The 15,686-nt window shown below is 69.1% G+C and carries 9 protein-coding genes; 7 read left to right on the top strand and 2 right to left on the bottom strand.

All coding sequences use genetic code 11. The annotated features are described in order from the left end of the window. Nucleotides 1–5: 5 nt before the first annotated feature. The 4 genes from PHR85_RS06725 to PHR85_RS06710 all read left to right on the top strand — a co-directional run bounded on the left by PHR85_RS06725 (nucleotide 6) and on the right by PHR85_RS06710 (nucleotide 6,689). Entirely contained in the window at nucleotides 6–3,161 is a 3,156-nt protein-coding gene (locus PHR85_RS06725; RefSeq protein ID WP_300052118.1) for an efflux RND transporter permease subunit, read from the top strand. Then, nucleotides 3,154–4,572: an efflux transporter outer membrane subunit gene (locus PHR85_RS06720; protein WP_300052116.1), complete on the top strand. Its 1,419-nt coding sequence runs from the start codon at nucleotides 3,154–3,156 to the stop codon at nucleotides 4,570–4,572. Before PHR85_RS06725 ends, PHR85_RS06720 begins: the two co-directional genes overlap by 8 nt. 77 nt (nucleotides 4,573–4,649) lie before the next feature. Next, on the top strand, nucleotides 4,650–5,921 hold the full coding sequence (locus PHR85_RS06715) for a nitrate/nitrite transporter (protein ID WP_300052113.1): 1,272 nt from the start codon (nucleotides 4,650–4,652) through the stop codon (nucleotides 5,919–5,921). Nucleotides 5,922–5,996: 75 nt separating this feature from the next. Continuing rightward, the gene (locus PHR85_RS06710; protein ID WP_300052111.1) at nucleotides 5,997–6,689 is read left to right on the top strand and encodes a substrate-binding domain-containing protein; all 693 of its coding nucleotides are present in this window, start codon (nucleotides 5,997–5,999) and stop codon (nucleotides 6,687–6,689) included. A gap of 74 nt (nucleotides 6,690–6,763) precedes the next feature. Here PHR85_RS06710 and PHR85_RS06705 read toward each other — a convergent pair whose 3' ends face one another. Both PHR85_RS06705 and PHR85_RS06700 read right to left on the bottom strand, forming a co-directional pair. Then, nucleotides 6,764–8,026: a nitronate monooxygenase gene (locus PHR85_RS06705; protein WP_300052108.1), complete on the bottom strand. Its 1,263-nt coding sequence runs from the start codon at nucleotides 8,024–8,026 to the stop codon at nucleotides 6,764–6,766. Nucleotides 8,027–8,204: 178 nt separating this feature from the next. Next, a complete protein-coding gene (locus PHR85_RS06700) occupies nucleotides 8,205–9,971 on the bottom strand; it encodes a bifunctional protein-serine/threonine kinase/phosphatase (RefSeq protein WP_300052104.1) in 1,767 nt (588 codons plus the stop codon). 93 nt (nucleotides 9,972–10,064) lie between these two features. Here PHR85_RS06700 and nirB point away from each other — a divergent pair, with 93 nt between their 5' ends. From nirB to PHR85_RS06685, 3 genes are read left to right on the top strand one after another with little or no spacing between them, the layout of a single operon-like run. Then, nucleotides 10,065–12,524, top strand: coding sequence for a nitrite reductase large subunit NirB (nirB, locus tag PHR85_RS06695; protein ID WP_300052102.1), 2,460 nt, complete (start codon nucleotides 10,065–10,067; stop codon nucleotides 12,522–12,524). Nucleotides 12,525–12,547: 23 nt separating this feature from the next. Further along, on the top strand, nucleotides 12,548–12,862 hold the full coding sequence (gene nirD / locus PHR85_RS06690; RefSeq protein WP_300052099.1) for a nitrite reductase small subunit NirD: 315 nt from the start codon (nucleotides 12,548–12,550) through the stop codon (nucleotides 12,860–12,862). Between the two features lie 23 nt (nucleotides 12,863–12,885). Next, nucleotides 12,886–15,654 carry a nitrate reductase gene (locus PHR85_RS06685; RefSeq protein WP_300052095.1) on the top strand — a complete coding sequence of 923 codons (2,769 nt, stop codon included), beginning with the start codon at nucleotides 12,886–12,888 and terminating at the stop codon, nucleotides 15,652–15,654. Nucleotides 15,655–15,686: the final 32 nt, after the last annotated feature.

Here is a 15,686-nt window from a genome sequence, read left to right as displayed (position 1 = left end):
CTGACATGGCGAAATTCTTTATCGAGCGGCCCATCTTTGCCTGGGTGATCGCGCTGTTCGTGATGGTGCTGGGCTCGGTGGCCATCACCCAGCTGCCGATCGCCCAGTACCCGCCGGTGGCGCCGCCATCGATCGTGGTCTCGACCGCCTACCCCGGCGCCTCGGCCCAGACGCTGGAAGACAGCGTGCTGTCGGTGATCGAGCGCGAGATGAACGGCTCGCCCGGCCTGATCTACATGGAGTCGGTGGCGCAGGCCGACGGCTCGGGCAACCTGACCCTGAGCTTCCAGCCCGGCACCAACCCGGAGCTGGCGCAGGTGGATGTGCAAAACCGCCTGTCGCGCGCCACGCCGCGCCTGCCGGCGGCGGTCACGCAGCAGGGCGTGCGGGTCGACAAGTCGCGCAGCAACTTCCTGCTGTTCGCCATCCTGTCCTCGGACGACCCGGCCTGGGACCCGGTCGCGCTGGGCGACTACGCCTCGCGCAACGTGGTGCCGGAACTGCAGCGCCTGCCCGGCGTCGGCCAGGCCCAGCTGTTCGGCACCGAACGCGCGATGCGGATCTGGATCGACCCGGCCAAGCTGCTGAGCTACAAGCTCAGCGCGGCCGATGTCAACGCCGCGATCCGGGCGCAGAACGCCCAGGTCTCGGCCGGCGAGATCGGCAGCCTGCCCAACGTCGCGGGCCAAGGCATCGCCGCGACCGTGGTGGTCAACGGCCAGCTCACCAGCGTCGAGCAGTTCGGCCGCATCCTGCTGCGCGCCAACCCCGACGGCTCGGCGGTGCGGCTGAAGGATGTCGCGCGCATCGAGCTCGGCGGCCAGGCCTACGCGACCTCGGCGCGGCTGAACGGCAAGCCCTCGACCGGCATCGGCGTCCAGCTCTCGCCGAGCGGCAACGCGCTGGCCACGGCCGAGGCCGTGCGCGCCAAGATGCACGAGCTCGAGAAGTTCTTCCCGGCCGGCATGCAGTGGAAGATCCCCTACGACAGCTCGCGCTTCATCAAGATCTCGATCGAGCAGGTGGCCAAGACCCTGCTGGAAGCGGTGGCGCTGGTGTTCCTGGTGATGTTCCTGTTCCTGCAGAACTGGCGCTACACGCTGATCCCGACCATCGTGGTGCCGGTGGCGCTGCTGGGCACCTTCGCCGCGCTGCTGGCGCTGGGCTTCTCGATCAACGTGCTGACCATGTTCGGCATGGTGCTGGTGATCGGCATCGTGGTCGATGACGCGATCGTGGTGGTCGAGAACGTCGAGCGCATCATGAGCGAGGAAGGCCTGTCGCCGCAGGCGGCCACGCACAAGGCCATGGGCCAGATCTCGGGCGCCATCGTCGGCATCACGGTGGTGCTGATCTCGGTGTTCGTGCCGCTGGCCTTCTTCAGCGGCTCGGTCGGCAACATCTACCGCCAGTTCGCCACCGTGATGGGGGTGTCGATCGCGTTCTCGGCCTTCTTCGCGCTGTCGCTGACGCCGGCGCTGTGCGCCACCCTGCTGAAGCCGGTCGAGGCCGGCCACCAGCATGCCAAGACCGGCTTCTTCGGCTGGTTCAACCGCGGCTTTGCCAGCGGCGCCAAGCGCTACGAGGGCTGGGTCGGCCGGCTGCTGCCGCGCGCTGGTCGCTCGCTGCTGCTGTACGGCGTCATCGTCGGCGTGGCGGCGGTGGTCTATCTGCGACTGCCGACCTCCTTCCTGCCCAACGAGGACCAGGGCACGCTGCTGGTCAACGTGCAGCTGCCGCCGGGCGCCACGCGCGAGCGCACCAGCGCCGTGATGGAGCAGGTCGAGGGCTTCATGCTCAAGCAACCCGAGGTCCAGAGCATGGTCGGCGTGCTGGGCTTTTCCTTCTCGGGCCAGGGCCAGAACGCCGCGCTCGCCTTCGTCACGCTCAAGGACTGGTCCGAGCGCCATGCGCCGGGCAGTTCGGCGCAGGACCTGGCCGGTCGTGCCTTCGGCGCGCTCTCGGGCATCCGCGACGCCTTCATCTTCCCGCTGAGCCCGCCGCCAATCCCCGAGCTGGGCTCGGCCTCGGGCTTCTCGTTCCGGCTGCAGGACCGCGCCGGCCTGGGCCGCGAGGTGCTGCTGGGCGCGCGCAACCAGCTGCTGGGCATGGCCAGCCAGAGCAAGGTGCTGGCGCAGGTGCGCCCGGACGGGCTGGAGGACGCGCCGCAGCTGCAGCTCGACATCGACCGCGACAAGGCGCAGGCACTCGGCGTGGGCTTCGATGCGATCAACGCGGTGATCTCGACCACGCTGGGTTCGAGCTACATCAACGACTTCCCGAACGCCGGCCGCCTGCAGCGCGTGGTGGTGCAGGCCGATGCACCGGCACGCATGCAGCCCGACGACCTGCTCAAGCTGCATGTGATCAACAGCAGCGGCCAGACCGTGCCGCTGTCGGCCTTCGCCAGCACGCGCTGGATCACGGGGGCGATGCAGACCGTGCGCTACAACGGCTATCCGGCCATGCGCATCAGCGGCAGCGCCGCGCCGGGCTACAGCACCGGCGCCGCGATGGCCGAGATGGAACGGCTCGCGGCCCAGCTGCCGCCCGGCCTGGGCTTCGAGTGGACCGGCCAGTCACGCGAGGAAAAGCTCGCCGGCGCGCAGGCCATCATCGTCTACGGCTTCGCCATCCTGGCGGTGTTCCTGTGCCTGGCCGCGTTGTATGAAAGCTGGTCGATCCCGCTGGCCGTGATCCTGGTGGTGCCGCTGGGCGTGCTCGGCGTGCTGCTGGCGACGCTGCTGCGCGGCTATGCCAACGACGTCTACTTCCAGGTCGGCCTGATCACGATCATCGGCCTGTCGGCCAAGAACGCGATCCTGATCATCGAGTTCGCCAAGGACCTGCAGGCCCAGGGCAGGACCGTGATCGAGGCGGCGCTGGAAGCGGCGCACCTGCGCTTCCGCCCCATCATCATGACCTCGCTGGCCTTCATGCTGGGCGTGCTGCCGCTGGCGCTGTCGAGCGGCGCGGGCTCGGCCAGCCAGCGCGCGATCGGCACCGGCGTGATCGGCGGCATGATCACGGGCACGCTGCTGGCCGTGGTGTTCGTGCCGGTGTTCTTCGTGGTGGTGCGCAGCCTGTTCAAGGGCAGCGAGCGCCAGCACCAGTTCGACATGGCCCATGGCCAGCAAGCCGGAATCCACAGCCATGAATAAGATCCCATTGACCTCACTCGGCCCGCTGGCGGCGGCCCTGCTGCTGGGCGGCTGCAGCCTGATGCCGGCCTACGAGCGGCCCACCGCGCCGGTGCCGGCGCACTGGCCGGCCAGCGCCGGGGCGACCGCCCAGCCTGGCGCCTCCCATCAGCCTGACAGCGCCAGCGTGGCGGCCGACGAGCTGCCGGACTGGCAGGGCTTTTTCAGCGACCCGGCGCTGCGCCAGCTGATCGAGACCGCGCTGGCGCACAACCGCGACCTGCGCGTGGCCGCGCTCAACCTGGAGCAGGCCCGCGCCCAGCTCGGCCTGCGGCGCGCCGAGCAATGGCCCGGCGTCGGCCTGGCCGTCAACGGCTCGCGCACACCCAACAGCTCGGGCGACATCACGAGCAGCTACAGCGGCGGCCTGCTGGTCACCGCCTACGAACTCGACTTCTTCGGCCGCGTGAGCAGCCTGAAGGAACAGGCGCTGGCCCAGTACCTGGCCAGCGAGGCCGGCCGCCAGAGCGTGCGCATCGGCCTGGTCGCCGGCGTGGCGCAGGGCTGGCTGGCGCTGCTGGCCGACCAGGCCCAGCTGGAGCTGGCGCGGCAGACGCTGAGCGCGCGCGAGGCCTCGCTCGGGCTGATCCGGCTGCGCCTGGAGCATGGCGCGACCTCGGAGCTGGAGCTGCGCCAGGCCGAATCGCTGATCGAGAACGCACGCGTCACGCTGGCGCAGTTCGAGCGCCAGCGCGCGCAGGACGAGAACGCGCTGGCGCTGCTGCTGGGCCAGCCGCTGGACCCCGCCCTGCGCGCCGAGCTGGCGGCCCAGCGGCTGACCGCGCTGCAACTGCCCCAGCTGGCCGCCGGCCTGCCGTCGCAGCGGCTGACGCGCCGCCCCGACATCGTGCAGGCCGAGCAGCAGCTGATCGCGGCCAATGCCAACATCGGCGCGGCGCGCGCGGCTTTCTTCCCGCGCATCTCGCTGACGACCGGCATCGGCTCGGCCAGCGGCGAGCTGTCGGGCCTGTTCAAGGACGGCAGCTGGGGCTTCACGCTGGCGCCGCAGCTGCTGCTGCCGATCTTCGACGCCGGGCGCAACCAGGCCGGGCTCGATGCGGCGCGGGCCGGGCGCGAGGCCGCCCTGGCCCAGTACGAGAAGGCGATCCAGTCCGCGTTCCGCGAAGTGGCCGACGCCCTGGCCGGACGCGAGACGCTGGCGCGCCAGCTGCAGGCCCAGCAGGCGCAGACCACGGCCGATGCGCGCCGACTCGATCTGACCGAGCTGCGCTTGCGCCATGGCGCCGCCAGCCAGCTCGACTGGCTCGACGCGCAGCGCTCGCTCTACGCCAGCCAGCAGGCGCTGACGCAGACCCGACTGGCCTACTGGCAGAACCAGGTCACGCTCTACAAGGTGCTGGGCGGCGGCTGAATCCGTCGCGCGTGCCTGGCGCTGGCACGAATCTCGCTTGATGGACTGCAAGTTCAACTTTCACTGGAATTTGCACCATGGCGGGATTCAGAACCTTCCTCAAGTCCGGGCATGCACCAACGCTGTTCGCGTCTTTCCTCTACTTCGACTTCTGCTTCGCGGTCTGGGTGCTCAACGGCGCGATGGCGCCCTTCATCTCGGAGGCCTATCAACTGAGCGCAGCGCAGAAGGGCTTCATGATCTCGGTGCCGATCCTGGCCGGCGCCTTCATGCGCTTCCCGCTCGGCATCCTGGCGCAGTACATCGGACGCAAGAACGCCGCGCTGGTCGAGATGAGCCTGATCATGCTGGCACTGGTGTTTGGCTATTTCTTCATCAGCAGCTACGACCATGTGCTGGCGATGGGGGTGCTGCTGGGCATCGCCGGCGCGAGCTTCGGCGTCGCGCTGAGCCTGGGCAGCGGCTGGTTTCCGCCGCAGCACAAGGGCCTGGCCATGGGCATCGCCGGCGCCGGCAACTCGGGCACGGTGCTGGCCGTGCTGTTCGCTCCGCCGCTGGCGCAGGCCTACGGCTGGCAGACCGTCTACGGCCTGGCCGGCCTGTGCATGCTGCTGCCCTTCGCGGTGATGGTGATCTTCGCCAAGGAGCCGCCCGACAGCGAGCACCAGACCCTGCGCGAGCATATCTCCTGCCTGTTCGAGAAGGACGGCTGGGCCTTCAGCCTGATCTATGTCGTGACCTTCGGCGGCTTCATCGGTCTGGCCAGCTTCCTGCCGACCTATTTCCACGACCAGTTCGGCGTCACCAAGATCGAGGCCGGCCAGCTGACCATGCTGGCCACCCTGATGGGCTCCGCCGTGCGCGTGGTCGGCGGCTACATCTCGGACCGCGTCGGCGGCATCAACAGCCTGAGCGGCGTGCTGGTGCTGACCGCGATCAGCCTGCTGCTGTGCGGCCTGGCCGGCAGCTCGCTGACCACGACCACGCTGCTGTTCATGCTCTGCTTCGCGGCGCTGGGCGCGGGCAACGGCGCGCTGTTCCAGCTCGTGCCGCTGCGCTGGCCGCTGAGCACGGCCGTCGCCGGCTCGATGATCGGCGAGATCGGCGCCCTGGGCGGTGGCTTCATTCCCAACGCCATGGGCCTGTCCAAACAGTATCTGGGCAGCTACTTCTGGGGCTTCGCCGCCTTTGCGGCCCTGTCGATCGGCATGCTGTTCATGCTGCGCCTGATGCAGGTCCGCTGGACCCGGACCTGGGCCGAGAAGGGCGGGCGCGCGCGCCCTGTCGCGGCGGCGCAACCGCCGGCCAGCCACCCACTGGGCACGGTTCAATCGGCCACGGGTCGCTGAGACAGCGATCGGGCCGCCGATATCCGCTAGCATTGCTGCCAACATCAGAAATCCCACATGAATGGAGCTGCCCGCATGGCGAACCCGATCCGCATCATCTCTTCCATGGCCACCAGGCAGCTGCTCGGCGACCTGATCGCCCAGTACCGGCAGCATTCCCCCGATCAGGAGGTCGAACTGATCTCGGTCGGCGGCGTCGACGCGGCCAAGCGGGTGCAGGCCGGCGAGGCCTTCGACATCGTGGCGCTGGCGTCCAACGCCGTCGACAAGCTGATCGCCGAAAGCCATGTGCTCGCCGGCAGCCGGGTCGACCTGGTGCACTCCGGGGTGGCGGTGGCCGTGCAGGCTGGCGCTCGACAGCCAGACATTTCGAGTGAAGAAGCGCTCAAGGCCGCGGTGCTGGCCGCGCGCACCCTGGGCTACTCGACCGGCCCGAGCGGCGTGCAGCTGGCCAGGCTGTTCGAGCACTGGGGCATCGCCGAGCAGATCGCCGAGCAGATCGTGACCGCGCCGCCCGGCGTGCCGGTCGGCGCTCTGGTGGCCCAGGGCGCGGTCGAACTCGGCTTCCAGCAGCTCAGCGAGCTGATGAACCTCGAGGGCATAGCCCTGCTCGGCCCGCTGCCGCCCGAGGTCCAGATCACCACCACCTTCTCGGCCGGCATCGCGTCGGCCTCGACCCAGCCCGATGCCGCGCGCGCGCTGATCGCCTTCCTGGCCTCGCCGGCCACGGCCGAAGCCAAGCGTCGCAACGGCATGGACCCGGCCTGACGCCGGCTTCGGCACCGACATGAAAAAACCGCCGCGGCTTGCGCCAGGGCGGTTTTTTTCGGGCCGATGCGGGATCAGTCGACGTCGAACTCGGACTCCGGCAGCGCGATCTTGTCGTCGGTGCTGAACTGGTAGTCCTCGAACACATGCTGGGCGCTCAGCAGCTGGTAGCTGCCGTCGTCATGGCGCAGCGTGGTGTCCTTGAGGCGGCCGGTGAGCTGGCCGCAGGTCCAGACCTCGAAATTGCGCATGTGGGTGCACAGGCAGGTCTTGTCCCAGACCTGGACCTTGCGTTCGCCCGGATGCGCCAGCACCACGCGGTTGTAGGCGTCGATGTAGGCGCATTTGCCGTTGGCGTCGAGCAGGTAGCCGTAGGCCTCGCAGTTCGGGCGGATGCCGTCGCCAATGGCGGGGCTGGACTTGATCATGCGCATCGGGTAGCCGGTGGGCGAGATCTGGTTGACCTCGATGTCGTCCTCGTCGGCCTTGAAGTACTCCTGCTTGACGTCGTCGGGCAGGCCGCATTCGCGCGTCACGGTGAAGCGGGTCGCGACCTGCACGGCGGCCGCGCCCATCTCCATGAAGCGCACCGCGTCGCTGCCGGTGAAGATGCCGCCAGCCGGAATCAGTGGGAGGTCGAGCTGCTCGGCCTTGAGCCAGGCGGCGATCTCGGCCGTGATGGTCGCGAGGTCGTACTGGGCCCAGTCCATGCCGAAGCCCAGGTGGCCGCCGGCCAGCGGACCCTCGACCACGACGTAGTCGGGCAGGCGGTTCAGGCGCGCGTTCTTCTTGAGGAAGAGCTGCAGCGCGCGCAGCGAGGAGACGATGATGCCGAGCTTGGCGTGACGAAAGCGCGGGTGGTCCTCGATCAGCGCGAAGCTGCCCAGGTGCAGACCGGCGGCCAGCGTGATGCCGTCGATGCCGGCGTCGAGCGCGGCCGACAGGCGGACCCGGAGGGTCTCCCGGGGCGCGTTCATGGTCAGCTTCTCCATGCAGTTGATGAAGATCTGGCCACTGCCCTGCTTGCGCGTCATGCTGTGCTCGACATGCAGCCTGGTCGCCTCGGCCAGGTGACCGAGGTCGAACTTGACGTCCGACTTGTCGGCGTTGTCGACGTTGTACTTGTACTGCGCCTGCTTGGCCTTGACGTACTTGGTCTTGTAGCGACGGTCGGTCACCGTCTTGATCATCGCGTCCGAGATGTGGCCCACGCCACCCAGACGCGCGGCTTCGAGCGCCAGGTCGGAGGAGGAAATGTCCACGCCCATGCCGCCGATCATGATCGGCACCAGCTCGTCGCCACCCAGGCGCAAGCGGAAATCGTCCAAACGTTTCACTGTCATCTTTCGTGTGTGCTTTGCCGGACCGATCCGCTGCCTGCGGTCAAAAATCCGTAACCCCGAATTTTCGGACTTTTTTCTGACTTTCGCCTGTCGAGGGTTAAGTTATCGTGAGATAAAAGCTATCACAAGAATCATCCGATAGAGCAAAGCTAGCACTAAGCTGTCAAAAAGACTAGCTCGGCAGGAATATCAGCCAGTAAATCAGCAGCAAATTGAGCAGCAGGCTGACGCCGAGCGCAAGCTGCCAGGCCACGGCAGGATCGCGTTGCAGCAGCGGCGTGGGCGGCAGCGCGGTCAGCGGCCGGCTGGCACCGCGCTCGAGCGCCAGCAGCAATTCCTCGGCGGTCTCGAAGCGCCGCGCCCGGTCGCGCGCGACGGCCTTGAGCAGCACATGGTCGAGCCAGATCGGCACCTCGGGCCGGTGGCGGCTGGGCGGCAGCGGGTCGCGATGGTAACGGCCCTTCTGATAGGGCAGCACCTCGCCATAAGGCAGCTTGCCGGTCAGCAACTGGTAGAGCGTGACGCCGAGCGCGAACAGGTCACTGCGCGCGTCGGGCGGCTGCGGCGGCACATAGCCGCCATTGAGCGCGTAGCCCCATTGCTCGGGGTTGATATAGCTCGGCGTGCCGGCGTGCAGCAGGCGCGCGGACTCGGGCTCGCGGCCGCTGAGCGCGACACCGAGGTCGAGCAGGCGCAGCAAGCCGTCGTCGCCCAGGTGCAGGTTGGCCGGCTTGACGTCGCGGTGAATCACGCCCTGGCGGTGCAGCAGTCCGAGCGCGCGCGCGGCCTGCACCGCGACCAGCAGCACCTGCGGCAGTCCGAGCCGCTGCTGGCGCGCGAGCTGCTGCTCCAGCGTCTGACCGGCGTGCCAGTCGTAAAGCAGGTAGAAACCGGCGGGCTCGACCGCGGCCTGCGCGCTGCCAGCCGGCCACGGGCCGCGGCCCTCGCGCAGCGCGACCAGATGCTCACCGCCCGGCCCCGACGGCAGGCGCTGCGCCAGCCAGGCCTCGTGCGCGAGCATGGCGCGCTCCTCGCGGTCGTGCGCACGCGCCGGGTGCAAGGTCTTGAGCGCGTAAAGCGCCCGCGTCTGCGGCTGACGCACCTGATAGATCAGGTTGATGCCATTGTCGGCCACCAGTTCCGTCACCTCGAAACCATCGACCGATTGGCCCACCTCCAGTCGAGGCAGTACGGGCAGCTGCTCGGACTTGCGCTCGGCATCGTGCAGGCCCGCCTCGTCCAGCCCCAGCACGCGCAGCACCAAGGCCGAGGCATTGTCCCCACTGCCCTGCTCGATGGCGCGATCGACCAGCGCCTGGCTCAGCCGCTGCGAGTCACCGGCCTGGCCGAGCAGCTGGCGCAGGCGGCGCTCGTCCAGCAGATTGTGGACCCCGTCGGTCAGCAGCACGAAGAGGTCGCCGAGCTGGACCTCGCCCTGGCGGTAATCGACCACGACACGTTCCTCGGCGCCGACGGTGCGCAGCAGCTGGTGCGAGAAGTCCGGATGCTGCACCGCATGGTCCTGCGTCAACTGGGTCAGCTCGCCGCCACGCAGCAGGTAGGCGCGGCTGTCGCCGACATGGGCCAGGGCATAGCCCTGGCCACGCAGCACCAGCGCGGTCAGCGTGGTCATGCCCAAGGCTGGTGCACGACGCCGGTTGACGCCCGCGAGCCAGGCGTTCTGCGCCGTAATGATGCGGTCCAGCGCCACGGTGGTATCCCAGGTCTCGGGGGTGCCGTAGTAGTCGCGCACCAGGCTGGTCACCGTGGTCTGCGCCGCCTCCCGGCCCATGCCGCCCTGGCTGACGCCGTCGGCGATCGCCGCGATCGCCCCCATGCCCGCCTGGGCTGGCTCGGGCAGCATGGCGGCCACGAAGTCCTCGTTGATGTCCTTGCGGCCCGCGAGCGAGACGAAGCCGATGTCGATTTCAAATGCCATGCGAGCCACCAAGCAAGAATGATGCGCGGCCGACAGAAATATCTGGCATGGCCTTTGCATGTTCCGTGACAACCCCTTTTTCTGGAGATGCCTGTGACCAAGCAAAAACTCGTCCTGATCGGCAACGGCATGGCCGGCGTGCGCACGCTGGAGGAACTGCTCAAGATCGCGCCCGATCAGTATGAGATCACGGTATTCGGTGCCGAGCCGCACCCGAACTACAACCGCATCCTGCTGTCGCCGGTACTGGCCGGCGAGATGCAGGTCCGGGACATCATCCTGAACGAACTCGACTGGTACGCCGAGCACGGCATCCGGCTGCATACCGGCAAGACCGTCACCCGGATCGACCGCGCCCGGCGCCTGGTGATGGCCGACGACGGCACCGAGGAGTCCTATGACCGGCTGCTGATCGCGACCGGCTCGACCCCCTTCATGCTGCCGATCCCGGGCAACCAGCTGCCGGGCGTGATCGGCTACCGCGACATCCAGGACACCGACGAGATGATCGCGGCGGCCAGCCAGTACCGGCACGCGGTCGTGATCGGCGGCGGCCTGCTGGGGCTGGAAGCGGCCAACGGCCTGAAATTGCGCGGCATGGACGTGACCGTGGTGCACATCGGACCCTGGCTGCTCGAACGCCAGCTCGACGAGGTGGCCGGGCGCATGCTGCAGCAGTCGCTGGAGGACAAGGGCCTGAAGTTCCTGCTGCAAAAGCAGACCGAGGCGCTGCTGCAGGCGCCCGACGGCGGCACCGAGGGCCGGGTCGGCGCGGTGCGCTTCAAGGACGGCATGCAGATCCCGGCCGACCTGGTCGTGATGGCGGCCGGCATCCGTCCCAACTACGCGCTGGCCGAGGCCGCCGGCATCCACTGCCAGCGCGGCATCGTGGTCAGCGACACGATGCAGACCTACGACCCGCGCGTCTACGCGGTTGGCGAATGCGTGAGCCACCGCGGCATCGCCTACGGCCTGGTCGCGCCACTGTTCGAGCAGGCCAAGGTCGCGGCGAATCACCTGGCCAGCCACGGCATCGGCCGCTACACCGGCTCGGTCACCTCCACCAAGCTCAAGGTCACCGGCATCGACCTGTTCTCGGCCGGCGATTTCCAGGGCGGACAGGCCGACACCGAGGAGATCACGCTCAACGACCCGCACGGCGGCGTCTACAAGAAACTGGTGATCCGCGACAACAAGCTGGTCGGCGGCGTGCTGTACGGCGACACCGCCGACGGCCCCTGGTACTTCCAGCTGCTCAAGGACGGGCGCGACATCCACGACCTGCGCGACAGCCTGATCTTCGGCCAGTCGCAGGTCGGCGACGTCGGCCACGCCGGCAACAGCAAGGCCGCCGAGATGCCCGACAGCGCCGAGGTCTGCGGCTGCAACGGCGTCAGCAAGGGCAGGATCTGCCAGGCGATCAAGGAAAAGGGCCTGTTCAGCCTCGACGAGGTCAAGAAGCACACCAAGGCGGCCTCGTCCTGCGGTTCCTGCGCCGGACTGGTCGAGCAGATCCTGGCCTCGACCCTGGGCGGCGCCTACACCCCGGGCAAGCTCGACAGCAAGCCGGTCTGTGGCTGCACCGAGCATTCGCACCAGCAGCTGCGCCAGGCCATAGTCACCCAGCGCCTGACCAGCAAGGAGGCGGTGTTCGACTTCCTCGAATGGAAGACGCCCAACGGCTGCGACAAATGCCGTCCGGCGGTCAACTACTACCTGATCTCGAGCTGGCCGCACGACGCCCGCGACGACCCGCAGAGCCGCCTGATCAACGAGCGCGCGCACGCCAACATCCAGAAGGACGGCACCTACTCGGTGGTGCCGCGCATGTGGGGCGGCCTGACCACGCCGGCCGAGCTGCGCGCGATCGCGGACGCGGCCGAGAAGTACCAGGTGCCGACGGTCAAGGTCACCGGCGGCCAGCGCATCGACCTGCTCGGCATCAGGAAGGCCGATCTGCCCGCCATCTGGGCCGACCTCAACGCCGCCGGCATGGTGTCGGGCCACGCCTACGGCAAGTCGATCCGCACCGTCAAGACCTGCGTCGGCGCCGAGCATTGCCGCTTCGGCACCCAGCTCGCGATGGACATGGGCATCAAGCTCGAAAAGATGCTGTTCGACATGTACGCGCCGCACAAGGTCAAGCTGGCGGTGTCGGGCTGCCCGCGCAACTGCGCCGAGGCCGGCATCAAGGATGTCGGCGTGATCGGCGTCGACTCGGGCTACGAGCTCTATGTCGGCGGCAACGGCGGCATCAAGACCGAGGTCGCGCAATTCCTGTGCAAGGTCAAGACCGACGAGGAAGTGATGGAGTACTCGGGCGCCTTCCTGCAGCTGTATCGCGAGCAAGGCTGGTACCTGGAGCGCACCTGCCACTGGCTGGAACGGGTCGGGCTGGACTCGGTCAAGCGCCAGGTGGTCGAGGACGAGGCCGGGCGCAAGACGCTTCACGCCCGCCTGCTCGACTCGCTCAAGGACGCCAAGGACCCCTGGCAGACCTCGCGCGAGACCCAGCCGATCAAGCAGTTCATCCCGATCAAGCTCGAAGCCTGAATCGCCAGCCAAGGACAAAAGACATGACGACCTGGAACCTCATCTGCCCGCTCGACGACATCCCGCCGCTGGGCTCGCGCATCGTGCAACGCCCCAGCGGCGGCGACATCGCGATCTTCCGCACCGCGGCTGACGAAGTCTTCGCGCTGCACGACAAATGCCCGCACAAGGGCGGCCCGCTGTCGCAGGGTCTGGTGCACGGCCGGCGCGTGACCTGCCCGCTGCACGGCTGGAACTTCGAGCTCGAAAGCGGCCAGGCGGTCGCGCCCGACAGCGGCTCCTGCGCCAAGTTCGAGCTCAAGGTCGAGGACGGCCAGGTCTTGCTGGCCCTGAACTGACCCGAATCCCACCAGGAGCGCGCATGACCGAAACCCGATCCACCTGCCCCTACTGCGGCGTCGGCTGCGGCGTGATCATCGAGTCGCAGGGCGACCGGATCACCGGCGTGCGCGGCGACCCCGAGCACCCGGCCAACTTCGGCCGACTCTGCACCAAGGGCTCGACCCTGCACCTGACCGCGACCGAAGCCGTCACACGCCAGGCCCGGCTGCTGCAACCGATGCAGCGCCTGCAGCGCGGCGCCCCACCGCAGCCTGTGGGATGGGACGCCGCCATCGGGCTGGCGGCGGACCGGCTCGGCGACATCATCAAGCAACACGGCCCCGACGCGGTCGGTTTCTACCTCTCGGGCCAGCTGCTGACCGAGGACTACCATGTCTTCAACAAGCTCGCGCGCGGCCTGGTCGGCACCAACCAGATCGACAGCAACTCGCGCCTGTGCATGAGCAGCGCGGTGGTCGGCTACAAGCGCACGCTGGGCTCGGACGCGCCGCCGACCTGCTACGACGACCTCGCGCAGACCGACTGCCTGTTCATCAGCGGCAGCAACACGGCCTGGGCGCATCCAATCCTGTTCCGCCGGATCGAGGACGCGCGCGCCGGCATGAAGATCATCGTGGTCGACCCGCGCCGCACCGAGACCGCCGAGCAGGCCGACCTGCACCTGCAGATCCAGCCCGGCACCGATGTGCTGCTCTGCCACGGCCTGCTGCACATCATGCTGTGGGAAGGCTGGACCCGGCCCGACTACATCGCGCGCCACACCAGCGGCTTCGAGGCGCTGAAAAGTCTGGTGCGCCAGGCCACGCCCGAGCGCGTGGCGCGCGGCTGCGGCGTCAGCGTCGAGGACCTGCACACCGCCGCGCGCTGGTTCGCGCAGTCGGCCGCCACGCTGAGCCTGTACTGCATGGGACTGAACCAGAGCAGCAGCGGCAGCGCCAACAACGCCGCGCTGATCAACCTGCACCTGGCGACCGGCCAGATCGGCAAGCCCGGCGCCGGCCCGTTCTCGCTGACGGGCCAGCCCAACGCCATGGGCGGGCGCGAAGTCGGCGCCATGGCCACGCTGCTGCCCGGCCACCGCGACCCGACCGACGCCACGCACCGCGCCGAGATCGCCCGTCTCTGGGGCGTCGATCAGTTGCCCGCTCGCCCCGGCCTGACCGCGATCGAGCTGTTCCAGGCCGCCGCCGACGGCCAGATCAAGGCGCTGTGGATCGCCTGCACCAACCCGGCGCAATCGATGCCCGACCAGGCCCTGGTGCGGCGCGCGCTGGAACGGGCCGAATTCGTGATCGTGCAGGAGGCGTTCGCCAGCGCCGCGAGCTGCGACCATGCCGACTTGCTGCTGCCGGCGGCCAGCTGGGGCGAGAAGGAAGGCACGGTCACCAACAGCGAGCGCCGCATCTCGCGCGTGCGCGCGGCCATCCCGCCGGCCGGCCAGGCCCGGCCCGACTGGGCCATCGCGCGCGATGTCGCGCGCCGGCTCGAAGCGCGGCTGCGCCCCGGACAACCCAGCCTGTTCGGCTTCGAGACGCCCGAGCAGGCCTGGCTCGAGCACCGCGAGAGCACGCGCGGGCGTGACCTCGACATCACGGGCCTGAGCTACGACCTGCTCGACCAGATCGGCCCGCAGCAGTGGCCGATGCCCACGGACGCGGAGCAGGGCCAGGCTCGGCTGTATTCCTACGGTGTCTTCGCCACCCCCGACGGCAAGGCGCGCTTCGCGGCCGATGCCTGGCGCCCGGTGGCCGAACCGCGCTCGCCGCGCTACCCGTTTTCGCTCTCGACCGGGCGGCTGCGCGACCAGTGGCATGGCATGACGCGCACCGGCACGCTGGGCCGGCTGTTCGGCCACACTCCCGAGCCGGCGGTCGGACTCCATCCCGACGACCTGATCGCGCTCGGCCTGCAAGCCGGCGAGCTGGTGCGGGTCGGCAGCGTGCGCGGCGCCATCGTGCTGCCGGTGCAAGCGGCGCCCGAGCTGGGCCGGCAACAGGCCTTCATCCCGATGCACTGGGGCTCGGAGGTGCTGAGCGGACGCGACAGCGCTGGCCACCCGCTGGCGGGCGTCAACGCGCTGACCACCCCGGCCAGCTGCCCATTGTCCAAGCAACCCGAGCTCAAGCACTGCGCGGTCCGGATCGAGAAGGCGGCATTGCCCTGGACCCTGCTCGGCCTGGCCTGGCTGCCGCAGGAGCGCGCGATCGAGGTCCAGCGCGCACTGCGCGCGCTGCTGCCCGAGTTCGACTTCGCGAGCTGCGTGCCGTTCGGGCGCGAGCGCAGCGGCTTGCTGCTGCGCGCCGCCTGTGCCGAGGCACCGCCCATCGAACTGGTCCGGCGCATCGAGGCGCTGCTCGGCCTCGATGGCGCCGAGGTGCTGCGCTACGAAGACCGCAGGCGCCATCACAGCCGTGCCATCCGACAACACCGCAGCGGCGAGGAAAGCCGGATCGAGGCCCTGCTGCTGGCGGGCGACAGCCGTGCCGAGGCCTGGCTCAAGACGCTGCTGCAGGACGAGCTGCCGGCGCAGGACTACGGCCGCCTGCTGCTCAGGCCCGACGCACAGGCGCCGGTCGCGCTGGCCGCGCGCAGCCCCCAGGTCTGCACCTGCCTCGACGTCAGAGAGGACGCGATCCGCCACGCGCTGCCCGACTGCACGGGCGATGGCACCCAGCGCCTGCTCCAGCTGCAGGACGGCCTGGGCTGCGGCACCCGTTGCGGCTCCTGCGTGCCGACGCTCAAGCGCCTGATCGCGGTCGTTCCGGCCGGCGCAGCCCTGAGCTGCTGAGCGCCGATCGCCACCCCTCGTCGACAACTCAG

The sequence above is a fragment of the Malikia sp. genome (assembly GCF_028687635.1).
Classification (GTDB): Bacteria; Pseudomonadota; Gammaproteobacteria; order Burkholderiales; family Burkholderiaceae_C; genus Malikia.
This window is presented reverse-complemented; position numbering and strand designations above follow the sequence as displayed.

Excerpts from the sequence above, each read along its gene's own strand:
- PHR85_RS06725 (WP_300052118.1), top strand. The coding sequence starts at position 6 with ATGGCGAAATTCTTTATCGAGCGGCCCATCTTTGCCTGGGTGATCGCG.
- PHR85_RS06720 (WP_300052116.1), top strand. The coding sequence starts at position 3,154 with ATGAATAAGATCCCATTGACCTCACTCGGCCCGCTGGCGGCGGCCCTG.
- PHR85_RS06715 (WP_300052113.1), top strand. The coding sequence starts at position 4,650 with ATGGCGGGATTCAGAACCTTCCTCAAGTCCGGGCATGCACCAACGCTG.
- PHR85_RS06710 (WP_300052111.1), top strand. The coding sequence starts at position 5,997 with ATGGCGAACCCGATCCGCATCATCTCTTCCATGGCCACCAGGCAGCTG.
- PHR85_RS06700 (WP_300052104.1), bottom strand. The coding sequence starts at position 9,971 with ATGGCATTTGAAATCGACATCGGCTTCGTCTCGCTCGCGGGCCGCAAG.
- nirD (WP_300052099.1), top strand. The coding sequence starts at position 12,548 with ATGACGACCTGGAACCTCATCTGCCCGCTCGACGACATCCCGCCGCTG.
- PHR85_RS06685 (WP_300052095.1), top strand. The coding sequence starts at position 12,886 with ATGACCGAAACCCGATCCACCTGCCCCTACTGCGGCGTCGGCTGCGGC.